Consider the following 24,518-nt stretch of genomic DNA (forward strand, 5'->3'; position numbering starts at 1 on the left):
CGACCTCGAGGTGGAGGTCTGGCCGCGGATCACCACTCGATCATCGCGGGCGACCAAGCATTCGCCCTCGCCAACCGCATCACGAACTGGCTCGAGGGCGCACGCTCAGCGGTAGCCAGTTTTGCCTCTCCATCGGACTGATTCACTGAACGCACAGGGATTCAACATGGAATTTTTGGCAACCGAACGGGCGACGCTTCAGCGGTTCATGCCCGGACTCGACGACGAACTCGCGCAGATTCCGCTCGCGGAGCTCGAAGAGCCGGGCAACCCCGCTCTGGCCCTGTTCAAGGCCGCAGGTGGTCCGGGCCTGCTGATCCCCACCGCGCAGGGCGGTGCGGGCGCCACCCCGCAGGAGGCGATCCAGGTGCAGCGGGCGATCGGCGCCAGGTCGCCCTCGCTCGGAGTCGCCTCGACGATGCACCACTTCTCTGTGGCCAGCCTGGCCGAGGCCAGCCTCGGCGACGGGTGGGAGTGGATGCTGCTGGAGGGAATCGCCAACGGGAAGTTGCTGGTCGCCTCGGGCTTTGCCGAAGGCCGCAGCGGGGCCCCCATCCTGTCCCCTACCCTGCGCGCCGTTCGGCGTGGCGACAATCTGATCGTGACCGGCTCCAAGAAGCCGTGCTCCCTGTCGCACTCCATGGACCTGCTCACCGCTTCGGTGGCGGTCACCGGCGAGGACGGGCGTGATCAGATGGCCGTCGTGGTCATCCCGGTGGACAGCCCCGGCCTGGAGGTCAAGCCGTTCTGGAACAACTTCGTCCTGGCCGGCGCGGAGAGTGACGAGGTGATCCTCAAGGACGTCGAGGTACCCGGGCGCCTCGTCGTCATGACAGAGAGCACCGAGGACCAGCAGCCCGACGAGCTGCAGACGAGCGGTTTCATCTGGTTCGAGCTGCTGGTCACCGCCTCCTACCTCGGTGCGGCAAGTGCCCTGGTGGAAGGCGTGCTGTCCGCGGGCAAGGCAGACGCGGTCGAGCGCGCGGCGCTCGTCATCGAGGCAGAGTCTGCCATGGCCATGCTGGAGGGCGTCGCCCGGGCAAAGGAGGCCGGAGAGCAGGGCCAGGAGATGTTCGCCAAGGTCCTGTGCGTCCGCTACGCCGTACAGGACGCCATCGGCCGGATCAACCGCCGTGCTGTGGAACTGCTCGGAGGGATGTCCTACATCGGTTCGAGCGACGGGGCCTACATGGCAGCCGCCTGCGCCGGCCTGATGTTCCATCCGCCGTCCCGGACCCACATGTCCAACGAGCTCTGCGACCACTTCGCCGGCCAACCGCTGCGCGTCGGCTGAAAAGAATCCACATGTCTATCAATACGAAGCCCGGACCGACCATCCTCCTCACCGGAGCGAGCGGCGTCGTCGGCCAGGCGGTGCTGGGCCAGCTCACCGACCACACCGTCGTGTGCCTCACTCACAACAAGCCGGTCAGCGGCCCTGATGTGGTCAGCGTGCGTGGCGACCTGACTTTCCCACGCTTCGGCCTGGACCGAGCGGCGTACGAGAGCCTGGCCAACCGAGTCGACGTGGTCGTGCACTGTGCCGCGATTACCGCATTCAGCGTCGATGCGAGCCGGACCAACGACCTGAACGTCCGTGGCACCGAGACGATCCTCGCGTTCGCGCAGCGGGCGAAGGCGCCGCTGCACCACGTCAGCACCGCCTTCGTGACCCGCCAGGACCTGACCCGGGAGGGGAAGAGCAGCGCCCGGCCGGAAGTCTATTTGGACAGCAAGCGCCTCGCCGAACAAGCGATCCGGGACTCCGGCGTGGCGGCGAACATCATTCGGCCCTCTGTAGTGATCGGTGACTCTGCCACCGGCCAAATCTCGCAGTTTCAGGGGTTACACGGCATCGCCGGCGCACTTCTCAGGAACGCGCTCCCGATGCTTCCTCTGCAGCCGGACACGAGAATCGACTTCGTTCCGCAAGACCTGCTCGCACGTGTGATCGTCGGCCTGGTGCAGGCCGGGAAGACCGGCGGGGAGTACTGGGTGACCGGCGGCGACGGCGCCCCGTCCGCAGGGCGAATCGTCGAACTGAGTATCGAGCTGGCCAGGAGTTTCGGCCTGAAGCTGGACACGCCGCGCTTTGTCTCCCAGGACATGGTGGACCGGTTGATCCGGCCGGTCTTCATCGACTCGCTGCCCAAGGGACAGCGTCGCCGGTTCGACGACATGCTGGCCATGACCACCCTGTTCCACACTGCTGAGCCGTTCAGCAGCACCTACGACCGTATCCCCGGCGTCGAGCTGCTATCCACCACGGACCTTGAGCACGCCTTCACCGCGTCCATGCGCCATTACGCCACGGTGAAGAACCTGATACGCCTGAGCGAGGTGGCCGCATGACAGTGCGGACCGAGCGACTGGCGCCGGACATACCGGATCTCTACCGCCGTCATCTGAGCAAGGGCCGAGCCAGTCTCGCCGAGCTGATCGGAGGCGACCAGGAGCTTGCCTCACACGCCGCACACGTCTTCGGCGCGGACGGGAGACGCTTCCTCGACTGCGGGGGGTACGGCGTATTCCTCGTCGGACACACGCACCCCGCCGTCGTCAACGCTGTGGTGGCGCAGGCTCGTACGCACCCGATGTCGACGCGGCTGCTGCTTGAGCCTACCGCGGCACTGGCGGCCGCCACCCTGGCCGCCGTCACACCCGCCGGACTCGACCGGGTCCACTTCGTGACCTCCGGCGCCGAGGCAGCCGAGGCTGCCATCAAGTTGGCCCGAACCCACGGCAAGCGGCGGTTGGTCTCGGCCAGGGGAGGATTTCACGGGAAGACCATGGGAGCTCTCTCGCTCACCGCCAAAGAGCTCTACCAGGAGCCGTTCCGCCCGTTGCTGCCGGATGTCACGCACGTGCCGTACGGCGATGCGTCCGCACTGGCCGACATCATCGGCGTCGACACTTGTGTAGTCCTCGAACCCGTCCAGGGGGAAGGGGGCGTGGTCATTCCCCCGGACGGCTACCTCACCGAGGTCCAGCGCCTTTGCCGGGAGCGCGGAGCCTTCCTGGTACTGGATGAGATCCAGACCGGTCTCGGCCGGCTGGGCACGTGGTGGGGCGCCTCCCGTGAAGGGCTCAGCCCCGATGTGCTGCTCGTGGGAAAGGGTTTGAGCGGAGGCGTCGTACCCGTCGCGGCCATGGTGGCCACCGACGCCGCCTATGAGCCGTTCAGCCGCGACCCGTTCCTGCACACGTCGACCTTTGCAGCCTCGCCCATTGCGATGGCCGCCGCCCGCGCCGCCGTCGAGACCATTAAGTCCGAGGGCATGGTCGAGCGTGCCGCCGCCTTGGGCCCCACCCTGCTGGATGCCCTGGCCCGGATCGTCGCCGAGCGGTGTCCGGGACTGGTCACGCAGATCCGCGGCGCCGGACTGCTCATCGGCGTCGAGCTGAAGGACGAGCACACCGCAGGCGCCTTCGTCATGGAGCTGCACGACCGCGGCGTCCTGGTCAATCACAGCCTCAACGCACACCGGGTCATCCGTTTCACCCCGCCCGCCGTACTCACCCAGAGCGACGTCGACTGGCTGCTGACCGCCTTCAACGACGCGGCCACCACTTTGGAAGGAACCCTGTGACGCGACAGGTCACCGTCGAAGCATTCGTCCCCGACGCCGATGCCGATACGGTCTTCGCCCGGCTATCCGACTTCGAGCGCTACCCCGATTTCACCGACGCGGTTCGGGAGGTGCAGGTCACCCACCGCAAGAACGGCGTCATCGACTCGGAGTGGGAGGTCAACTTCCGCAACGGCATTCTCCGCTGGAGCGAGAACGAGATCGTGGACCAGGCCAGTCGCACCATCACCTTCGCCCAGACGACCGGGGACTTCGAGTCCTTCGACGGGAGCTGGCGGGTCGAGCAGGTCGCGGATCAGGTGGTCATCCGGTTCGATGCCGCATTCGACCTGGGCATGGCCAGCCTGGCGGCGATTCTCGATCCGATTGCCGAGCGCGCTCTGATCGAAAATCTCCAGCGCATTCTGTCCGGCCTGAACGGACCATTGACCACCTTCGGTGAGCGGGTATGACGAGACTGCGCGAGCTTCGCGCGCTCGTACAGCCTGCTGGTGGAGGCTCTGGCACGGTCGCGCCGTGTCGGGGTAGCAGAGAACGGCTGGCGATCCTGCAGTCCAGACGCCGTAAGGGGTCGTATGGGCCTGCACATCTCGCGGATTGGGATACGAAACTTCCGCAACTTCCAGCACCTGGTCATCGACGACTTCCCTGCCCACGCGGTGATCGTCAGTGAGAACGGGGTCGGCAAGTCGAACCTGCTGGAGGCGATCCGCCTGGTTCTGGACCCCTCGCTGCCCGACGTACGCCGCCTGCTGCGCGAGGGGGACATCTGGGAAGGCCACCCGGGAGGCCTGAGCGTCAGGGCCGAAGTAACCATCGCGGTGGAGCTGCAGGGGTACGACCACGACGATGACGCCAAGGGCATCCTCTCGACGGCCACCGTCGACTTCGCCCCCTACACCGCGCGACTGACCTACCGGTTCGCCCCGCGTACCGAGATCGAGACCGCTGCCGGTCCCGCGGTCCAGGTCGCCATCCTTGAGCCGATTCAGATGTCCTTCATGCCCCCATTGACGTACCAGTCGGAGTCTGCCAGGGCGTACAGCAGCGCAGTCTCCCAGTCGTTCGGATCGAATGCCGCGCAGCTGTCGGCGTCTTCGATGAGGGTGGCGCGCAGAGCCTCAGGGCCCGAGGAATCGAGTAGGTGCGTGTCCTTCCGGCGGCGGGCCGCTAGACGACGGGACGCTTCGAACTCGTACTTCGTTCCGAGCTTGTGCCTGGTGAAGTGGTGGTTTAAGCGCTGCGCTTTGATCGGCAACCAGTCCCCAGGGGGACGGACGAAGAACTCGACCGCGCCGCCCCCGTCGACATGGCGGACCCCGGCATACAGCCATCGGGCGGATCCGAGGTCGTCGAAGTAGGGGTGGAAGGGTTCCTCGGCCGGGTTGTTGGAGAAGTTTTTGCTCTTGCCCTGGTTACAGGGCACGCAGGCAGGCACCAGGTTCAGGGGCGTCAGCGCCAGAAGCGGGAAGCTGTCTTTCGGAGCATGGTGGTCGAGCGTGGACGCCAGTCCTACCCCGCACATGGTGCAGGCACCGTGTATCGCGGCGGCCTTGATCGCGTTGTATAGCTTGCGTCCACCCCCTCCCACGAACGCCTTGTCGTACGTGGCGTTGAGCCGGTGCTTGTCCGGGTCTTTGCTCTGAGCGTGGACCTCGGAAATCAGCAGGGCGAGCAGTTGCCCTGTATCAGCCGCCGCTCGGTACCGTTCCTGAGTCTCTATGAGCTCCGGGAGCCGGCCCTGGAGGAGTTCGTCCCATTCCTTCTTCGCCAGCCACCCCATACAGGCGTTCAGCACGTGCTGAACGGTGATCCCCGGCCGCGTTGGCCACAGCATCAGCGGTCCCCCCGCGTATGAGCAAACGTCATCGCTCGCAGTAGAGCGCGGGCTTCCGCTCCCAGGCCGCTGAACCGCTGCGTGATCTCCTCATAGCTTCCTCCCTTCTCGACCTCCGCGGCGATCGCTGCGTGAAAGCCGGTCGAGCTGACCTCCAAACCGAACACGTCGTAGGTCAGCTCACCGACGCTCTCGCCGTAGGTCTCCAGGCTTGGGCGGTGAGCAGTGAGCTCATCACCGTGACGGATCATCTTCCACACACAAGACGCGGGCACCTCTTGCAGGACGACGGGGGAGTGAGTCGCAACCACCGCCATGCCGTTTCGGTCGGCCAGCAACGTGGACAACGCACTTGTCAAGGCAGCGAGTAGGGGCGGATGCAGGTGCGTCTCCGGTTCATCGATCAGCACCAGGGTGCGTTCGCCGACCACCTCGATCAGACGAGTCATCATCAGGAGCACCACTGCGTGGCCAGAGCTCAGACTGTCGAAGACCTTGCCAACCCGCGCCTCGAACTTGCGGCTGCTGCCCTCCCTCATCATGGCGTCCAGCACCGTCAAGTGATCGTCGAGGAAGCCGCTCGCCGCGTAGTTCAGCGTTTTGATGGCCTGGCGCCACCGCATGCCTCGCGAACCGATTCTTACAGTGGCGAAACTGTCGACGAACTCCTTCCGCCGCTCATCCCTCGTCTTCAGCCGCTGCTCTTCATGGTGATACAAGCCGATGTACTGGAAGGAGAGCGCGCTGGAGGGCATCGGCCCGTAGGGCTGATCGAAGGGGCTGAACGACACGACGACACAGCCGTTGAAGCTGTTGTCATCATCACCATCGCTCTCCACCGTGATGCGACCCGCCATCGCGTCGACAGCGATGCGGTGCAGCAGCGTCGACTTACCGGCACCGTTGCGGCCGATCAACGCATGAAGGTTGGTGGGAGGGCGACTCCCCGGCTCGGCGTCGAAGGTGAACTCATGTGCTGGCAAGAGACCCTCTCCACCGAGGGTGTACGTCCAGCGGAAGGGAACGACCCGCGCACGCAATCCGTGGGCAATGCGATTCGCATTGAACAGCTGATCTTCGCTGCGGCCACGGAGCACGGACTTATTGAACACCTCAAGGGACCTGAGTGACCGAAGATCCGTATCCCAGCCAAAAGCGACATCGTGCAAGGCCATGAGGATCTCGCGGCCCATGCCTGGGGGCAGTTCCAGCAGCGCCACGTAGTAGTCGTCCTCGTGACCAAGGCTGAAGAAACCGCTCTCCAAAGACGTGAAGCGTCCTGGCAAGATTTCTGCCGTGCTGACGAGCCCATCTCGACTCATCGAGACATGTGCGAGTCGGAGGTAGCCGATGCGCCGCCTAGTCATATCGACCAGACGGAGATGGAGATCGAACGTGGTCACATACCCGTGGTCGTTCCAGCCGTCTTTGATCAAGTATGCACCGACGCGATGAGGTAGTGCTTCCTCGTACTCCAGCAACGTGAACTGCACGGCAATCCTCCCCCTCCTAGGACTGATCGTCCGCAGGTAGAATGCCTGAGCTGGCTCAGGGAAGGCCAACCGCTGAGCCCACCTCGACGAGACCCGGCGCCCGAAGAGAGCTGCACTGGTCACGGTGTATGCCCGACTCCGTCAGCATGCGGGTGGTAACCGGAGGCGGCCGGGCCCGAAATCTGACTGCCCCTGGTCAGCGGACCGAGAGTCCACCTGGTGACGGACATGGATGACTGCAGTGCTCGATATTGACTGCTCCCACGTGGCTGATCTCTGGCATGCCCCGAGCCTGTCAGGGAGGGAGCAGTCATGCAGCAACCCGGGCGGTCACGTTTGAGTCGTTGGCCGCTTCGCGTAAGGGGGAGCATCGTTCGCTCGTGTGCCGCACTGCACCGGTGAGCATTTCCCGACCATTTCTGACGATCTGAGCAGCCGCACCACCCTGGCCGGTTCCTGCAAAACAGACAGCTTCGTGCCGTGTGGTGGGGATGATCTGCAGGCGAGCCCTCCGGTTAGGGTGGTGGGGGTGTGCGCTTCGGGTTGGTGTGCGCGAAGTGGCTGTGGTTTTGAGGGGGTTGACGGGGGATGGGCTACGTCCTGCCTGGCTGGATGGACGAGATCCTGGATTTCATCGGGATCAACTGGCCGAACGTCGACGAGGACGACTACCGTGAAATGGCTGATGCCATGCGGGAGTTCGCCGAGCAGTTCGAGGGGCACGGTGCGGAGGCGCATGCGGCGGTCAGCCGCATCCTGGCCTCCAGCGAGGGTGCCGCGGTCGATGCCCTGCAGGAGCACTGGGACCTGGTGAAGTCCGGGCATCTGGAGAAGGTGCCCGATATCGCCCGGCTGTTCTCGGATGCCTGTGACGTGGTCGCGGACATCATCTATGGGATGAAGACCAAGGCCGAGATCGAACTCGGGGTGATGGCCGCCTCGATCGGCGTCAGCCTGGGTCTCGCGGTCGTCACCGGCGGCCTGTCGGCGATCGTGGGGGCGGCGGAGACCGCCGCGATGCGCCAGCTGATCAAGCGGATCATCGACGAGGCGGCCGACCAGATCGTCGACGAGCTCCTGGCCCGGGTCACCGAGCCGATCACCGGTCGGCTGGAGCAGATGGTCGAGGACACCGTTCTGGACCTCACCGACAACCTGATCAAGCTTCCGCCCGCCGCTGGCGGCGTCGGAGCGGGGGAGGGGGGTCACGGCGTCGGCCACACCGGTATGACCCTCGCTTCCGCAGGCGGGCCCTCGGCAGGCGGCGGTGGGGGAGGGGGTGGCGGCCGGGTCTTCATCGATCATGAGGAGTACGAGAACGGTGCGGGCAAGCTGTCCCGCCACGGCGAGGCCATGCACACCGACTCCCTCGGTTCGCTGGGCCGGGCCAAGGGTGCCTTCGGCCGCACGAGGGGCCGGGACCCGTTCACGCAGGCGTTCGACTCCGTGCTGCACGGTGCGCTCAACGGCGCGGAGAAGGCGCTGAAGAAGGTGGGTAAGCACCTCACGGAGGACGTGCCCGGGGGCCTGCGCGCCACGTCGCGCACCCACCGCCAGAACGACAGCGACATTTCCGACCGGCTCAAGGCACTCACCAAGGGCGATGCGGACACCCCCAAGCTGCCCGGCGCCCGCAGCGGCGGGCGGGACGGCAGGGGCCCGGATCCGCTGAACAGCGCCCGCGACGATGTGCGCCATCATGGTGTGGAGCCGGACAAGCGGGTCTGCCGCACCGACCCGGTCGACGTGGCCAGCGGCCAGATGCTGCTGCAGCAGACCGACTTGGACCTTCCCGGGGTGCTGCCGCTGATCCTCAAGCGCACGCACCTGTCCGACTACACGTTCGGGGTGTGGTTCGGCCGCTCGTGGGCCTCGACGCTGGACGAGCGCATTGAGGTCGACATTCGCAATCAGGCGATGTGGGCGCGCGAGGACGGCACGATCCTTGTCTACGAGCAGCTGCCCGGCCCGCAGACACCCGAGGTGCTGCCGCTGGAGGGTCCCCGTATCCCGCTGCGCCGGGTCTCCGAGGTGGGCGCCCAGGACCTGGAGTTCGCGGCGACTGATCCGCGCAGTGGCTGGACGCGCTTCTTCTCCAAGCCGGACGGCAAGGGCTGGCAGCTGTGGCTGACCGCCATAGAAGACCGCAACGGCAACCAGATCGACATCCACCGCGACGCCACCGGCCGCCCCCTCGACATCACCCACAACGGCGGCTACGACATCAACGTCACCGCCGACCGCGGCCGCGTCACCGTCATCGCTCTCCGCGGCAGGGCCGGCGGCGAGCCTGCTCTACCTGTGGTCGAGTTCGGCTACGACGAAGACGGCGATCTCACCGAGGTCATCAACTCCTCCGCCACGCCGCTGCGCTTCACCTACGACATGCAGGGCCGCATCACGTCGTGGACCGACCGCAACGACTCCACCTACCGCTACGTCTACGACGGGTCCGGCCGCGTCGTGCAGACGGTGGGGCCCTCCGGGATGCTCTCGTCCACGTTCGCCTACGACACGGCGAACCGGATCACCCGGTACACCGACTCGACAGGCGCCACGACCCTCTACCAGCTGGACGATCGGCAGCAGATCGTCGCAGAGACCGACCCGCTGGGCCACACCACCCGCTATGTGTTCGATGCGCGCGACCGGATCCTGGAGCAGACCGACGCGCTGGGCCACACCGTGCGCTTCGAGCGTGACGAGCGGGGCAACCTGGTCGGGTTCGTCGCGCCCGACGGGGTCCGCACGACCGCGGTCTTCAACGAGCTGGACCTTCCGGTGACCATCACCGAACGTGGCGGCCGCCAGCGGCACTTCGCCTACGACACGCGGGGCAACCGCACCGCGGTCATCGATGTCGACGGGGCCCGTACCGAGTACGAGGTCGACGAGAACGGTCACGTCACCGCGGTGCGCAACGCAGCCGGCCAGGTCACCCGGATACGCAACGACGCGGCGGGCCTGCCGGTGGAGATCACGGCACCCGACGGAGCCCGCGTGACCCTCGTCCGTGACCGCTTCGGCCGGGTCACCGAGGTGACGGACGCCCTCGGCCAAACCCTGCGCATGACCTGGACGATCGAGGGCCGGCCGCTGCGGCGGCAGCTGCCCGACGGCACTTGTGAGGAGTGGGCCTGGGACGGCGAGGGCAACCTGCTTGCCCACACCGACCGGGCCGGGCACACCACCACACACGCGGTCACCCACTTCGACCGGCGCACCGCCACCCGCACCGCCGAAGGCGCCGCCTACCAGTTCACCCACGACAGCGAACTGCGCCTGGCCGCGGTCGTGAACGCCCAGGGGCAGCAGTGGCGCTACCAGTACGACGCCGCTGGCCGCCTGACAGCGGAGACGGACTTCGACGGCCGCACCCTGACCTACGAACACGACGCCCTGGGCCGTCTGACCCGCCGCAGCAACGCCGCCGGACAGTCCCTGACCTACGAGCGTGACCTGTTGGGGCGGATCGTGCGGATGCAGCACGACGACGGCACCACTTCCGCCTTCACCTACGACACCGCCGGTCACCTGGTGGAGGTCACCAACCCCCACGCCCAGATCCACCTCGAACGGGACCTGGCCGGGCGGGTCGTGACCGAGAGTGTCAACGGCCGCGCCCTGGCCCGCGCCTACGACGTGCTGGGACGGCGCACCCACCGGCGCACCCCGTCCGGCGCCACCAGCACCCTCACCTACGACCAGCGGGGGCTCGCGGCCTACACCGCGGGCGAGCAGACCTTCCGCTTCGAACGCGACGTGCTCGGCCGGGAAGTCTCCCGCACCCTTAACGGCCAGCTCACCTTCAGCCAGACGTGGGATCCCGTCGGCCGCATCGTGAACCAGGCCTTCACCGGCCCGCACGACACCCTCTTCGAGCGCTCCTTCGCCTACACCCCCAACGGCACCCCGCACACCATCGAGGACAGCCGCACCGGCCGACGCACCTACACGCTGGACGCAGCCAGCCGCATCACCGCCGTCACCGCCGAGGGCTGGAGCGAGCAGTACGCCTACAACACCATGGGCGACCAGATGCATGCCGCGCTGCCGCCGGGCACCCCCGGACAGGACACCGCTGGCCAACGCACCTACTCCGGTAGCCGGATCACCCAGGCCGGCCGCACCCGCTACACCTACGACGCCCAGGGCCGCCTCGCCCAAAAACGCCTCACCACGCTCAGCGGCAAACACCTGACCTGGACGTTCACCTGGGATGCCGAAGACCGCCTCACCCAGGTCCAGACCCCCGGTGACGTGTCCTGGCGCTACTTCTACGACGCGCTGGGCCGCCGCACCGCCAAGCACCAGCTGCGCGCGGACGGCCGCATCGAGGATGTGGCGACCTACTGCTGGGACGGCGGCCAGCTCGCCGAACAGCACACCAACGGTGTCACCCTCATCTGGGACTACACCGGCCTGCACCCCCTCGCGCAACGCGAAGCCAAAACCCAGGCGCAGGGCGAGAGCGACCACCGGTTCTTCGCCATCGTCACCGATCTTGCCGGGGCACCCACCGACCTCATCGCCCCCGACGGCACCATCGCCTGGCACAGCCGCAGCACCGCCTGGGGCGCCACCCAGTCCCACCGCGACGCCACCGCATACACGCCACTGCGCTACCCGGGCCAGTACTTCGATGCGGAAACGGGCCTGCACTACAACCTCAACCGCTACTACGACCCCGAACTCGGCCGCTACACCACACCCGACCCCCTGGGTCTCGCCCCGGCCGTCAACCACTACACCTACGTCCCCAACCCCTTCACCCTCGCCGACCCGCTCGGCCTGGCTGGCTGCACGGCCGATCCGACCTGGGGCGGGCGGGTCACCTTCACCCGCGACGAGCACGGGCGCCCCTACGAGATGAACGCCGTCATCACCAGGGACATGCTCGACGAGGGCACCCACGCGAGGAACTCGCTGGAGCCGCCCGGCTTCCTCGGCGGCGACTACAACCAGGCCCGCGGCCACATGCTGGCCCGGATGCTCGGCGGATCCGGCGACACCCTCGACAACCTCTTCACCATCACCCAGAACCCGATCAACAGCCCCGAGATGCGCGACCACGAGCAGGCCATCTACAACGCCGTCAAGGACAACGGCGAGGTCGTCACCTACAACGTCTACCTCGAATACAGCGACGACCTGCCGGACTCGGTCCCGAAGTACATTCAGCTCGAGGCCCACGGCACCAAGGGCTTCGTCATGGACCAGCCTCTGGATAATCCGGCCCACGAGCAGCAACAGCGACACCGACGAGGACTCCTGTGAGCACCATCGACGACCTGACCCGGCTCTGCCCTCCACCCGCGGCCCCTCCAGCGGTCGACTGGACGGCTGCAGAACGTGCTCTCGGCCGCCCGCTTCCCCGGGACTACAAAGAGCTCGCCGCCGCGTACGGGCCGGGCAGCTTCTGCAACTTCCTGCACGTCTACCACCCGTCCGGCAGCCTCGCCGGGCCCCTGGCATCAAGCGTCCAGGAACAACTCCAGCGCGACCGGGACCAGGGCACCTTCCCCGTGCCCCACGACCCCCGGCACCTCCTCTTCGCGGGAGTGACCGACAACGGCAACTACCTCTTCTGGATCACCGAACCCGCCTCCGAGCCCGATGGGTGGCGCATCGCCATCAACGAAGCCCGCGGCCACGACTGGTACACCTACGACGGCACCCTCACCGACCTCCTCACCGCACTCCTCAGCGGCGAACTCCACATCCCCCTCTTCCCCACGGACGTCCTCCACCAGGGCATCACCTTCACGCCCTCCCGCCGTGACAACGCAGCACCGCTCACGCCCCCCGTGAGCCGGTCGGTCGACACCAACACCATCCGCGAGTGGGCCCGCGCCAACGGCTACGACGTCCCCGACCGCGGCCGCATCCCCGCAGCCATCCGCGACGCCTGGCAGCGCGCCACACAGGGAGGGGAGTGAAGTTCGGTCGTTCTGCAGTTCTGCCACTGAGGAACTCCGCCTTGGTGCGCCGCAGGAGGGCAAGCGCATTCACACCGATTCGTAGCGAGCGGGCCTCATACGCGTGACCTCGACTTCACAAGTGGGCCGCCGAACGTCCCGCACTGGTTGTTCGCTCCCTGGGACGGGCTGTGCTAGCGGAGGGAGATTCCATGAACGCCGCACGCGCCCGCCTCACCCAGCTGGTCACACCGCCCTCTGAACCCCGAGGCACCGACCGGGACGAGCTCCAGGAGCAGCTCGGCGTCCCCCTCCCGAATTTCTCCCGATACCCGCTCACCACACACGAATACCGCCAGCCGAGGGCCGTCTGAGCAGTCGCCCCGCGATACCGTGACTCCAGGTAGCCGTAGGGCAGCGAAGAGCCCCAGACCTCCACTGAGAATGTCCCAAGCGTCAGTGGGCGTAGAGCCACCTGATCGCTGATCCCGCTGGCTGGTGCCCGCTCGCTGCTCGCATGAGCGGCGAAGAGGCACATCAGCCTCACGCTGACCACCGCGACAGGCGTGACAGCGGCCACGACACCCTACCGATCGATATCGCTCAGGAAGCCCGCGGGCATCGGCCCGGGATCGCCCTGGCAGATGAATGCGCCCCAGTAGTAAGGATTGGGCTTGCGGGCACGCATCGCCAACTGGGCCGCGCGGAACGCGGAACCGCGTGGTTCGCCACGCTTGAGACGACCGTAGAAATCTTCCATGAGCTCCTGCGTCTCCCGGTCGGGGACCTGCCACATGCTCATCACCAGGGTCCGTGCGCCAGCGATTCCCACCGACCGGCGCAGCCCGTACACCCCCTGCCCGACGGCGACCAGCCCGCGACCGGTGTCGCAGGCAGACAGCACGACGAGTTCGGTGCCGGACAGGTCCATGGTGGCGAGGTCGGCTGCGGTCAGTAGCCCGTCTTCCGCCTCTTGGGGCAGGTGGCCGCGGCGCAGCCAGGTGTTGGCTCCTGCGAGCGCGAGCCCGGAGTTGAGCAGCGGAGCGGGGAAGGCGCTGAATGCGCGGCGGTCCGCCTGCCGGGTACTGCTTTCCTTCGGCTGGTCGTCGTCGAGGAAGTAGCCGTGCGAGGCGATATGGAGAATGACGGGCGACCGTTGCTGTTTGAGCGGTCCTTCGACGGCATCGGTGCCGAGCCACGCCTGGACACCGAGCAGGTCGGCGACGTGCTGGCCTTCGTCGCGGGTTCCCGGTAGCCGGGCGAAGCGAAGGCCCGCGGCCCGCCGCCCGTCCGGTTCGCCGCCCGGGGGAGCTGGGTCGGTGGTCGTGTTGAGGGCGAGGTCGTAGTCGGGGTCGGCGACGACGACCGGGGGACTGGCTGGCTCGGGGGCGGTTGGGCGGGCAGGGACCAGGTCGCGGCCGGTCGTCAGGTAGGTGATCTCGTGGTCATCGATGACGAGGCGGGCGTCGTCGAGGGGCAGGATCTCGAGGGGCAGTGTGTACAGCTGGGCGTCGGGAGCAAGGAACAACCGCGTCCGGTCGTTGATCTGCAATGGGTCTATAAGGGTCTTGCGTAGTTCGACGGCTGCCTTGCCGGTCGCCCCTGCGGCGTCGTCCGCAGCGGTCTTGTCCAGGTCGATATCGCGTGCCCGGCCGCCACGGCTGACGTAGCGGCGCAGCAGGATGATGTTCGTGTCGATGCTGTCGGCCTTGCCCAGGTCGATCAGGCGGACATCGTCGTCGCGACCAGGCGTGAGGACGAAGGCGTAGTACCGGTCGGGTCCCCACCGGGACTCGCCTTTCGCCCGGACAGCCGTCTCGTCGAGTGTCGGAACGCACAGGAACTCGACGAGCGCCGAACCCTCGGGAAGCCGGGACCGGACGGCTTCCAGGGTGACCCGCTGCAGGACCTCGCCCAGCCATCCGCCGTCAGGAAAGAGGACCCGCAGTTCGGACTCGAGGCGGTCGCGGTTTCCCATGAGGGCCCCCGCCGTGCCGGCGTATTCGGAAAGCCGCTCCAGCCATTCCTCCCGGCTCAGGTCGCCCTGCTCGGGCCATCCGTCCATGAGGTGCGCGTACACCTCTTGGTGTGCCCCCTCGATCTTCGGATACATCCCGTACCGCAGATTGCGCGCGTAGGTGGCGAGCACATCCTCGAGCACATTCTCGATGTCCTGTGGGATCTCGCCGTTCTCGATGCTCTGCAGCACCTCGGCGAGTTTGCTTTGTGCGTCGCCGCCGTCGTGCTCCCTGCTGTGGATTTCCTCGCGCCTGCGGATGAAGTCGGCCTCGGCCACGATTCCCTTGCGCCGCCAGACGACCTCCAACAATTGCGATACCAGGCCGGTGGACTGGAACCGGGGCTGGCCGAGGATGTTCAGCAGCGCGACCGGCTGGTCGACGGAGAGGGACGAGATACCTGCCACTGCGGACTGCCCCAGGACGAGATCGTCCTGGTGCCGCTCGGCAGTCAGAAGGACGTTGATCGCCTCGCGTTCGCGTCCCATCCCGACGAGGGCAGAACCGAGATCCCGCAACAGCTCGATGTACAGCGGTTTCTGTTCCGTGGAGGTGTCCCCGCCCAGTAGCTCGACCGCGTGTCGCAACAGCTTCTCGGCGCCCTCCCAGCGGCCCTTCGCGAGCTGAACAGCTCCGCGCAGGCGGATGGTGGACGCGATGGCTGGAGCATCGTGGCCCACCGCCCCCTCCATCAACTGGAGGCTGGTCTGCAGAAGTTCGTCGGCCTCGTCGTAGCGGTGTTGGGCCATGTGGCACTTCGCCAGGCCAGTGCAGGCGTGCGCGTAGTGCTCGTTGTCGCGGCCGGCCTTCTGCTCGATTAGGTCCATCGCTTGGCGGAGGGTGGTCTCCGCGTCGTCGTGCTGTCCCTCGGCGGAGTCGACTGCAGCCTTACCGGTGAGCAGCATTGCGTGGTCGACGGAGTCCTCGAGGCCAACCGAGCGATGGAGTTCGATCGCCTCCTCTGCGTAGCGGCGGGCGGAACGCGTGTCCCCGACGTCGAGGTGGAGGACGGCGAAGTTGTGCGTGGTGACCGCGAGGTCTGCGCCTGACTGGCGGCTCATGACGTACTGGTAGCCGAGCATCGCCTCCCTGAACCGGCCGGCGAGCTTTTGGGCGAGCGCCAACTGGGCCGCCGTGTCCACGGCGGTGGGGTGGTCGAAGTCCAGCTTCGAGTGCTCGATCACGAGGGCTTCGTGGTATCGGTCGGCGCTGTCGGAATGCCGACCTAACTGGTGGTAGAGGTAGCCGAGCTGCTTGAGGCGCGATGCGTACTCCAGCGAGTCGGCGCCCTTCATACGGCTGACAATCTCTACGATCTCCGTTACTCGGACTTCGGCTGCACTGAGCTTTCCCATGGCGATGTAGACGTTGGTGAGGCCGTCGGCCATGCCGATATACCGCAGGTCGTCGGTGCCGAAGAGGCGGCGCCGAAGATCGAGGGCCTCGCGATAGAGCTGCTCGGCCTCGGTGTGCTTGCCGAGCTCTGCGCACACAAGGGCCAGGTTGCCAAGACACGTCGCATACGACGGGTGGTCGGTTCCGACCGCTCTAGCGAAGGATGGCAGAGCCTGGCGGTGCATTTCCTCGGCGACCTCCCTGTGCCCCTGAGCGTGTTTCGCCTGGGCAAGGTTGTCGAGGTAGGTCGCATAGGCCTCGCTGAACATTCCGTCGAAAACCAGCGCCATCTGAACAGCGGGAACCAGGAGCGGCTCGGCTCGCTGCCAGTCACCAATTGCGGCGTAGGCCATGGCCAACTCGTTCAGGCTGCGGCCCGTCTCGGGATGGAACTTGCCGTGCCAGCCGACGACGAGCGCCAACACGACGTCGGCGATGTGGATCGACTGTTCGTGGTGCCCGTTGGACCAAAGGGCGTGGTAGTAGCCCCGGAGACGGTTGACCTCCGCATCGACATCAGGCGCCGCCTGGCTCCACTCGTCGAGCAGGTCCGTGTCCATCAATGCGAGCTGGGTCTCCATGCACGTGACGTCCAGGTCGAGGCACTCGCGCAGGTGCTGACGTCCGGTTTTCAGGTCGCCGGTGGTGATCAGATGCATCCCGGCATAGCACAGAGCCTGGCACCGCTGAAGAGTATCGTCCGCTTCGGCGATGACCGACGCCAGCTCTCGCCGGCCCAGCGTGACGTCGAGGAGGGCAGACTCCCACGGGCCGCCGACGAGCTCGCGCAGGTTCTGCCCGATCGCGTCGTCGGCGGCTGACATCCCCATCCGGCGCATGCTGATGAGGAAGATCTGCGCTATCCCCAGGCTGACGCCGCCTGTTCGCAGGATGTTCATCGCGATCGCGGATACGGCGGGGTAGTCGCGTCGCACGAACGCCCACAGGCACTGCTCGAACGGTTTATGGTCCACCTGATCTCCCCGTTGCTTGCCAATGCGCCTACTGGGTGCGCGGGTCCTGGTCAAGATCGCCAGGGCGGCCCGGTACCCGTGTGATGACCTCGACGGTTTTGACCGCCCAGTCCAACGCGACATGCGGCGCCGTCTCGGCATCGCGCTCCACCGCGAGCAGACCGAGCTGGCCCAAGACCCCGGTGACGCCGCGCCCGCCTCGGGCGGACGGCCGGGGAGCCTGCCTAAGCCGGGGCAACGTGAACGGCGCCGAGCTGAACGGCTCCTCCGCGATCAGCAGCACCAGCCAGTCGGTGACTGAGGCGCCCGGCTCAACCGGCTGGTCGGGGGGCAGGGACAGCGTGACGGCCGCACCGTTACCAGCCTCCGCTGTCCAGCGTCCCGCCACGTACTCCCCGGGGAACAGGTCCGCATGCATGCGGTGCCGGTCAGTCAGATCGAGCAGCACGCAGAACAGCTTCCGGTCTGTGGTGTTGCGCAGCCGCACAAAGACCGAGGGCGGCACCCAGCCGGTGCCTGTCCAGGTGTAGGTGAAGTTGAGGTCCTTCACCGGGGCTGGCACGCTGTCGCGGGGCGGACGCTGCTGACCCGGCAGCGCCAGGACACACTCGAGCTGGATTGCCTCCTCAAGCGCAGGGGAGGCACTTTCCAGGTTGCGTACCTGAAGCCAGCGCGCAATGTGCTCCAGGTCGTGGACGGTCTGCTGGATGCCACGATCATCGACGGGGACCGGGGGCGCCAGAGGCCTACCGTCCAAGCCGGTGACCTGAATCGTGCGGCCGCTGTCGCCTTGGCACACCCGCATACGGAGCTGGAACACGGACTCATCACTGGTCGGAACGATGCGAATGTGCGGCGACGGGCCGCCACCGGGACCGGCGGCCCGGACGGCCCCGGTCAAGCGATGGACGATGTCAGGGTCTGCTTGGACCGACACCGCCACAGGAGGCAGCGGTACATCGGTCAGAACCATGTCGTACTGCTGTTCCTCGTGGGGCGCCCACCCAACTGGCTCGACGATGCTGCGTTGGGTATCCACTTCGGCAACGTCCACCTCCCGGAACGGCGAGGAGCGGTGCACTGCGAACCGAGAGCCCGTGACGACGCCGTGGATGGCCCCCGCGTCCACCTCCCACTGGCCCCGCAGGTATCGCATGGTGACCCGGGCCATACGCGGCCGCAGAACCCCGCCGAAGATTTCCCGGTCGGCGAGACCGCCGGTGGCTTCCAGGTGGGGAATCTGCCGCATGAGCCGGCCCTCGACACGGCATCGTGCGTAACTGAGCACTTGGCGATAGGTGGCGCCGTGGCCGAGCCGGGCCAGCGTATGACCGAGCGCCTCGGTGAACACGCCATGCCAGCCGTCCGGGAAGTGCCGCTCGTTGGCCAGTCCCCACTCGTCGCACGCAGAGAACGCCACATGCCTGGGCAACTGCGCGCCGGGGACCGGTACGGACGAATCCGCAGCACCAGCAACCAACTCGGGCAGCAGATCGCGCAGTTGAGGCGGTGCTTCCAGCCCGGGTGCCAGCCGCGGGTGCAGGTCGGGCGGCAGGCCCTCACGCATCGCGCTGCGGGAATGGCACGCATCCATGATCGTCACAAGGGTGGCGCCGGTACTGACCACCTCGTGCGCCAGGACAGCGAGCTCCTTGTCGTACAGGTCCGCAACGTCGGCACGGCTGTCGTGGCACACCACCGTCTGGCACATGCCGGCGCTTTCGGCGTACCAGATCCCTTCCGGCAACGGCCCCGTCGAGCCGTGACCGCTGTACCAGAACAGCGCGATGTCATCGACGCCGAGACCACCGAGATGGCTGCGGAACGCCTCGACAATGCCGGCCCGGGTGGCCTGCTCGTCGCAGAGCTTCTCGATGACCAAGTCCGTCGGCACGATCCGCTCGCGCAACAGCTGCTCGGCCAGCCTGACGTCGTTCACACAGCCGCGCAGGTTCAGGTGCGGCAGCCGGTACATGTCAATTCCGACCAGCAGGGCGTGGACCTTGGGCATCGATGTAGCTCCTGTCCGTGCGGTCTGGCGGCCATGGACGGATGCGCGCGAACGTACGCCTACGTGGGGGCCGCCCGATACGACTCCCACCCGGAGAACGGAGTGGTGCAGCCCGCAGTTGTCGGCATGCAGCACACTGGCGGACGTTAAGGCGCGATGGACGCCCGAAGTGACCCGTGCCGACTCCCCAGTTCAACGCCCCGCCCTTCGCCGTACGACACACGCCCGCTCGACGTGCTGCTACTCAATTGCACGAGCGCCCATCACGATCCGTTCCCGACCGCTCGGGGCGCACAGACGCACGTCTACGGCGCACACCGTCGCTATCTGAGCGCCTCTACTAACGGTTTGACAACAGGCCAAACACACCTCCTACGGCGCGCGCTACCTGACATCCCACGGACCGCACCTCATGTGCGTCACGTCAATGAGGTGCGGTCCGTGGGACGTTGCTCTTGCTTAAACGGCTGCGTTCACACTCGAGCTGGCCGCCCACACTCGCAGGGCAGTTACAAAGCAGCACAGGCAACCGAGTGGGTGTCAGCGGTCGGGTGTGGAGATGCGGGCCCAGACGGCTTTTCCGTTGGATGGGGTGGGGGCGTAGCCCCATTGGCTGGTGAGGGCGTTCACGATGAGTAGCCCTCGGCCGGCTTCGGCCAGGGACTCTGGATGGTGGTAGGCCGGGGGAGTGGGGCTGGGGTCGGTCACGGCGCATACCACTGTGTTTCCGGTGCGGGCGATGCCAAGCCAGGCCGTGCTGCGTGACCCGCTGGATGGCGTCAGTGCGTGCTGTACGGCGTTGGTGGTGAGCTCGTTGACGACGGTGATCAGGTCGTCGGCGAAAGGGCTCAGCCCCCACTGGGTGATGGTTTCGCGGATGAAGCGGCGAATGGTTTTGAGACTGTCCGGGTCGGGGGTGAAGGCCCGGGCAGCGAAGTCGGCGGTGCTGATACCTAGTGCGAGTCCCCAGTCCGGTGTGAGGGATGAGGCCGCAGGGGCGCGTTCGGGCGGGGCCGAGGCGACGGGTGCGAACGCGTTATCAACTTCTGCGTCCCGGTCTGGTGCTGCTATGACGCGTGGTGCCACTGTTCATCCCCCCGGAAAGACGCCCAGCTCACGGACGCGAATATGCGGCCCGGCTGGTTAGTATCCGCCCCGGTCCGCTCCGGATGCAATTGCATCCGTGACTTGCATCCGAACGAGACAGGACGGGAACGCTTGTACTCGGCAAAGAGAACGGCACGGACCAGAGATGAGTGACATTCAGACAGGCCTGAAAGAAAGCGGACATCATGCGGATCGTCAACGGGGTTCCGGCGGATTCCTTGCACAACGTGACGTGGCAGAAAAGCCGTCACAGTACGGCGGACGGCAACTGCGTCGAAGTCGCCTTACTGGCCGGGGGTGAGGTGGCGGTACGCAACTCCCGGGACCCGCATGGTCCCGCGCTGGTGTACACCCAGGCCGAGATCGCGGCCTTCATCGCGGGGGTGAAGGAGGGCGAGTTCGATCTGATCGCCACCTAACGCCAGGCAGAAACAGCCCAATTGACCCTCCTGCTGGGCGGCATCCTGGAAGACTGACGCTCGTCGTCCGCCCAGTACAGGAGACCCTTATGCCCGCCTCCGCCCCTCCGGTCGATGCCCCGACCCTGGAGTACTACCTCGCCGCCTCGGCGCGCAGCCCGATCGCGGTGCGCCTGGTCCTGGGGCACCTGCTGCGCAGCCTGCGCAAGTCAGCCGGGATCGACGCGGAAGCGGCGGGCCGCTCCATCCGCGCTTCGGAAGCCAAGATCTCCCGGATGGAACGCGCCCAGGTCGCCTGCAAGATGGTCGACGTGATGGATCTGCTCACCCTCTACGGCGTCCACGATGTCCCCACCCGGGCGGGCTTCGAGGAGATGGTGCGCGTCGCCCGCGAGCCCGGCTGGTGGCACCGCTTCGACGGGATCCTGCCGGACTGGGCCGGCAAGCTGATCGGCCTGCAGGAGGCGGCCTCCGTCATCCGCACCTACGAGGTGCAGTTGGTGCCCGGTCTGCTCCAGACACCCGCCTACACCGAGGCGGTCGTGCGTCAGGCCTATCCGCTGGCCTCCCCGGAGGAGGTCGAGGCTCGGCTCGACCTGCGCAGGACTCGCCAGCTGGTGCTCGCCCGCGATGAAGCGCCCCACCTGTGGGCGGTCCTCGACGAGGCCGTGCTGCGCCGCCCCATGGGCGGCGAGCAGGTTATGCGCGACCAGCTGCGGCACGTCATGGAGATGGCGCAGCTCAACCATGTCACGGTGCAGATCGCCCCGTTCAACCGTCCCGGCTGCATCGCGGGAGGCTTCCCCATCACGCACCTGCGCTTCGACCTGCCCGCCCTGCCCGACGTCGTCTATCTCGAGCAGCTGCAGGACGCCGAATACCTGGACAAGCCCGAATCCACCCAGCACTACCGCCAGGTCCTGGACAGCCTGGCCCAGTCCGCCCTGTCCCCGCGGGACAGCCTCGAACTGCTGGCCGACTTCCTGGACTGAACTCCCTCAGCACCCCTGCAGGGTCCAGGTCAGCGCACCATGGCCACGGCGCCGTATTCCGCCCACGCACGGCTGCCCCGGCCCGCGGTGCGGTCGCTGCCCGGCCGCCACTGCGCGACATCGACCAGCCCCGGCGCGAGCAGCGGCAGCGCACCGAAGAACGGCTCGATCTCGGCCCGTGGACGTACCTGCCCCCACCGTCCGCCGGCCGCCTCCAGCAGCACCGCGTCGGCCTGCCGCCGCACCCAGGCGTCCTCACTGACCAGATGGCTGGCCACGATGAAACTGCCCGGTGCCAGCAGACCGGCCGTCCGCTCCAGCAGCCCGGGCGGATCGGCGGGGTCGGGGATCCGGTGCAGGACGGACACCATCAGCACCGCCACCGGCAGACGGGCGTCCACCAGCCGGTGTACCGCCGGATCGGACAGCAGCGATGCCGTCTGCAGCGGATCTGCCTGCACCACCACGGTGCGCCGCCGGTCCTCCCGCAGCGCCCGTCCGTGAGCGAGGGCGAGCAGGTCGTCATCGGCATAAACGACCTTTGAGCGTGTGTCGATGCTCTGGGCGATCTGATGCACCTCCACCGGGGTGGGCAGCCCGGCTCCGAAGACCACGAACTGGCGGACCTTGTACTCCCGGGCCAGGTGACTGGTCACCCGCAGCAGAAAACGGTGCGCGCCCTCGGCGACCGACCGGGCGCCCGGGGCGATGGCCAGCAGCCGCTCGCAGGCCTCCCGGTCGGCGGGATAGTGGTCTTTGCCGCCCAGCAGATAGTTGTTCATCCGGGCAACATTCGGCGACGTGACGTCAACGACGTCCCATAGCGGCACCCGCCCGCGCTCCAATGCGGCCCCCCACCCGGTTCTGGCACCCGCAGCACGCTGCAGACACCTCATGGTAGGAATGCCGGGCTGGGCCCGGGTTAGTTCTCCATAGAATTACCCCCCCGCGGTGTGAAGTGCGCTAGCAGCGCCTTGCCGAACGTTATTTACCGGCGTACGCGGCCCTTCCCCGGCTGCGCCCCCGCCCATCCGGCGGGCGCCGCCGTCAGCTCCCCGGGCAGCGCTCGCTGCGCCATCCGCAGCTGCGAGGCGACCGTCGGCGCTTCGACGCCCATCAGCTCGGCGGCCTGCACCTCGCTCAGGCGCAGCCGGCAGCGCAGGATCACCGCATCCGCCTGCCCCGGCGGCAGCATCCGGTGCACTGCATCCACCGGCCGCGCGGGCTGGGCCGTGCCGCGCAGCGCCGAGGCGATCAGAGCATCCAGCAGCCGCCACGCCACCGCCGCCGGGCGCGGACTGCTGATGACCGTCGGCCAGAGCGTGGCGAGGTTCCCCAAGGCCGCCTCCACCACCTGCCGGCTCATCCAGGCATCCTGCACCCGCTCCCGCGTGTATCGCAGATAGCGTTCCTGGTGCAGCAGGCAAAACGCCGTGTACTCCAGCGGCAGGACCAGCTTGATCACCGGCTGTGCGTTCTTGGGTGCAGCCGGGTCGGGGCGGGACGCCCGCGTCGGCAGGTCACCGCGGCGGCGCAAGGACATGAACATGGCACCTCATCTCCGGGTGAGGAAGCATCAGTTGGTCTCGGGATGCGCGGCGGACAGCTGCCGGGGCCCCTCCTCGGGGTCCGTGCAGAGCAGGAACGTGTAGTGCACGGCCTCCCACAGCGGCCGCACATCCGCAGGCCAGCCGCCCAGCGCGGTCACCAGTGCCGCCGTCTGCTCCCAGCCCGGGACCATCACGCCGGCCAGGATCTCGCCGATCGCCTGCGTGCTGAGCGTCCCGTGCGAGGCCTTGCGGATCACCCCGGACTGCGGCAGGCCCGCCGCCAGGTGCAGCCCCCGCAGCGCCGCCTGTAGACGGGCCACCGCATCGGGGATCGCATGCCGCGCGGGAGCCATCAGCCCATGCGCGCTCTCGAACAGCACCCTCAGCTCGTCCGGCTCTCCGCCGAACAGCTCGGCCAGCGTGGACACCACCGGCCACTGAGGGGTGCGCTCGCCCGAGAGGATGCGCGAGATGTAGGACGGCGACAGCGAGGTCTGCCCGGCCACCTCCCGGATCGTCAGGTCGCTGGCGCGGTGCAGATGAGACAGCGCCGAGGCCAGCTTGGCCGACGCCCGCTCGGCCGCCTGCGAGCTCGGCCCTCCCTCCGCCATATCCGGGCCTTCCATCAGTGGAGCGGCGGGCTGCCGCAGCACGGCACGCTCCGCGGCCCGCCGTTTCAGCCGCTCCTTCACCCGGACCTCGGGCCACCGGGTGCGCGCCGTCGTGGCACTCAACTGGGCGGCCTCGGCCACCTGTTCCCAGCTCGTGCCCTGGTTGCGGGCATCCTGCACTGCCGCGGCCGTGTAATGGTCCACCTCGCGCGTCACTTCGCGCGCGTGGCCCAGCAGCTCCTTCAAAGGCCGTGCGTCGTACTCGGCCTCCAGCAACGCCGCCGCCAACGCCTGCAGATCCTCGGCGATCCGCCGACCCAGCGGCAGCGCCGTGCGAGCGTGCTGTTGCCCCAGCCGGCCGTCCCGTTCACGCTGGGCCTTGCGCCGGCACTCGAGGCCGCAGTACTCCTTCTTCCGCCCCGGACCACTGGTCTGGGCAAACCGCTCTTGGCAGTAGCGGCAGATGTCATAGCGGGGAGCAATGCCCGCCATCGTCCCTCCCACGTGCTCTGGCAGTTTCTCCCCCAAGTGCGCGCGTTCCAGCGCGCCCGGAAGAGGAACTCGCAATTCCCAAAGCCCCAACAGGGGCTGCCGCCCGGCGGC

17 protein-coding genes and 1 pseudogene are annotated in these 24,518 nt (G+C 67.4%); 10 read left to right on the forward strand and 8 right to left on the reverse strand.

Going from position 1 to position 24,518, the window contains the following annotated elements; genetic code table 11:
- Positions 1-166 precede the first annotated feature (166 nt).
- The 5 genes and pseudogenes from ACFYRX_RS42135 to ACFYRX_RS42155 all read left to right on the forward strand — a co-directional run.
- Positions 167-1,294 carry an acyl-CoA dehydrogenase gene (locus ACFYRX_RS42135; RefSeq protein ID WP_389112107.1) on the forward strand — a complete coding sequence of 376 codons (1,128 nt, stop codon included), beginning with the start codon at positions 167-169 and terminating at the stop codon, positions 1,292-1,294.
- An 11-nt stretch (positions 1,295-1,305) separates the two neighbouring features.
- Positions 1,306-2,352 carry an SDR family oxidoreductase gene (locus ACFYRX_RS42140; RefSeq protein WP_389112109.1) on the forward strand — a complete coding sequence of 349 codons (1,047 nt, stop codon included), beginning with the start codon at positions 1,306-1,308 and terminating at the stop codon, positions 2,350-2,352.
- Entirely contained in the window at positions 2,349-3,590 is a 1,242-nt protein-coding gene (locus tag ACFYRX_RS42145; protein WP_389112110.1) for an aspartate aminotransferase family protein, read from the forward strand. Before ACFYRX_RS42140 ends, ACFYRX_RS42145 begins: the two co-directional genes overlap by 4 nt.
- Positions 3,587-4,042: a type II toxin-antitoxin system RatA family toxin gene (locus ACFYRX_RS42150; RefSeq protein WP_389112112.1), complete on the forward strand. Its 456-nt coding sequence runs from the start codon at positions 3,587-3,589 to the stop codon at positions 4,040-4,042. The genes ACFYRX_RS42145 and ACFYRX_RS42150 overlap by 4 nt, the downstream gene beginning before the upstream one ends.
- Before the next feature lie 123 nt (positions 4,043-4,165).
- Positions 4,166-4,324, forward strand: a pseudogene (locus tag ACFYRX_RS42155) (AAA family ATPase); the annotation flags it as partial.
- Positions 4,325-4,578: 254 nt separating this feature from the next.
- Here ACFYRX_RS42155 and ACFYRX_RS42160 read toward each other — a convergent pair.
- Both ACFYRX_RS42160 and ACFYRX_RS42165 read right to left on the reverse strand, forming a co-directional pair.
- On the reverse strand, positions 4,579-5,427 hold the full coding sequence (locus tag ACFYRX_RS42160) for a hypothetical protein (protein WP_389112167.1): 849 nt from the start codon (positions 5,425-5,427) through the stop codon (positions 4,579-4,581).
- Positions 5,427-6,920: an AAA family ATPase gene (locus ACFYRX_RS42165; RefSeq protein WP_389112114.1), complete on the reverse strand. Its 1,494-nt coding sequence runs from the start codon at positions 6,918-6,920 to the stop codon at positions 5,427-5,429. The genes ACFYRX_RS42160 and ACFYRX_RS42165 overlap by 1 nt, the downstream gene beginning before the upstream one ends.
- A 588-nt stretch (positions 6,921-7,508) precedes the next feature.
- On the opposite strand from ACFYRX_RS42165, the gene ACFYRX_RS42170 reads away from it, so the two are divergent.
- The 3 genes from ACFYRX_RS42170 (at position 7,509) to ACFYRX_RS42180 (ending at position 13,212) form a co-directional block, all read left to right on the forward strand.
- Entirely contained in the window at positions 7,509-12,197 is a 4,689-nt protein-coding gene (locus tag ACFYRX_RS42170) for an RHS repeat-associated core domain-containing protein (RefSeq protein ID WP_389112116.1), read from the forward strand.
- The gene (locus ACFYRX_RS42175) at positions 12,194-12,859 is read left to right on the forward strand and encodes a histone-like nucleoid-structuring protein Lsr2 (protein ID WP_389112118.1); all 666 of its coding nucleotides are present in this window, start codon (positions 12,194-12,196) and stop codon (positions 12,857-12,859) included. The genes ACFYRX_RS42170 and ACFYRX_RS42175 overlap by 4 nt, the downstream gene beginning before the upstream one ends.
- Positions 12,860-13,050: 191 nt before the next feature.
- Entirely contained in the window at positions 13,051-13,212 is a 162-nt protein-coding gene (locus tag ACFYRX_RS42180) for a hypothetical protein (protein WP_389112120.1), read from the forward strand.
- Between the two features lie 212 nt (positions 13,213-13,424).
- Here the strand turns inward: ACFYRX_RS42180 and ACFYRX_RS42185 are convergent, their stop codons facing one another.
- The 3 genes from ACFYRX_RS42185 to ACFYRX_RS42195 all read right to left on the reverse strand — a co-directional run bounded on the left by ACFYRX_RS42185 (position 13,425) and on the right by ACFYRX_RS42195 (position 20,322).
- Positions 13,425-17,225, reverse strand: a complete 3,801-nt coding sequence (locus ACFYRX_RS42185; RefSeq protein ID WP_389112121.1) for a CHAT domain-containing protein — start codon at positions 17,223-17,225, stop codon at positions 13,425-13,427.
- A gap of 28 nt (positions 17,226-17,253) precedes the next feature.
- A complete protein-coding gene (locus tag ACFYRX_RS42190) occupies positions 17,254-19,236 on the reverse strand; it encodes a caspase family protein (protein ID WP_389112123.1) in 1,983 nt (660 codons plus the stop codon).
- 540 nt (positions 19,237-19,776) lie between these two features.
- A complete protein-coding gene (locus ACFYRX_RS42195; protein WP_389112124.1) occupies positions 19,777-20,322 on the reverse strand; it encodes an ATP-binding protein in 546 nt (181 codons plus the stop codon).
- A 248-nt stretch (positions 20,323-20,570) separates the two neighbouring features.
- Here ACFYRX_RS42195 and ACFYRX_RS42200 point away from each other — a divergent pair, with 248 nt between their 5' ends.
- Together ACFYRX_RS42200 and ACFYRX_RS42205 are read left to right on the forward strand one after the other, a co-directional pair.
- Positions 20,571-20,762 (forward strand): DUF397 domain-containing protein, encoded by a 192-nt coding sequence (locus ACFYRX_RS42200; protein ID WP_389112126.1) that lies wholly within the window; start codon positions 20,571-20,573, stop codon positions 20,760-20,762.
- Positions 20,763-20,851: 89 nt separating this feature from the next.
- Positions 20,852-21,754, forward strand: coding sequence for a helix-turn-helix domain-containing protein (locus ACFYRX_RS42205; protein WP_389112128.1), 903 nt, complete (start codon positions 20,852-20,854; stop codon positions 21,752-21,754).
- A gap of 29 nt (positions 21,755-21,783) precedes the next feature.
- On the opposite strand, the gene ACFYRX_RS42210 is transcribed toward ACFYRX_RS42205, so the two are convergent.
- The 3 genes from ACFYRX_RS42210 to ACFYRX_RS42220 all read right to left on the reverse strand — a co-directional run bounded on the left by ACFYRX_RS42210 (position 21,784) and on the right by ACFYRX_RS42220 (position 24,407).
- Complete coding sequence (locus ACFYRX_RS42210) at positions 21,784-22,584, reverse strand: SAM-dependent methyltransferase (protein ID WP_389112165.1); 801 nt, start codon at positions 22,582-22,584, stop codon at positions 21,784-21,786.
- Positions 22,585-22,742: 158 nt separating this feature from the next.
- The gene (locus ACFYRX_RS42215; protein ID WP_389112130.1) at positions 22,743-23,303 is read right to left on the reverse strand and encodes a sigma factor-like helix-turn-helix DNA-binding protein; all 561 of its coding nucleotides are present in this window, start codon (positions 23,301-23,303) and stop codon (positions 22,743-22,745) included.
- A gap of 27 nt (positions 23,304-23,330) precedes the next feature.
- Positions 23,331-24,407 carry a helix-turn-helix domain-containing protein gene (locus tag ACFYRX_RS42220; protein ID WP_389112132.1) on the reverse strand — a complete coding sequence of 359 codons (1,077 nt, stop codon included), beginning with the start codon at positions 24,405-24,407 and terminating at the stop codon, positions 23,331-23,333.
- Between the last annotated feature and the right edge of the window lie 111 nt (positions 24,408-24,518).

Source organism: Streptomyces sp. NPDC005374, assembly GCF_042872225.1.
Lineage (GTDB): Bacteria > Actinomycetota > Actinomycetes > Streptomycetales > Streptomycetaceae > Streptomyces.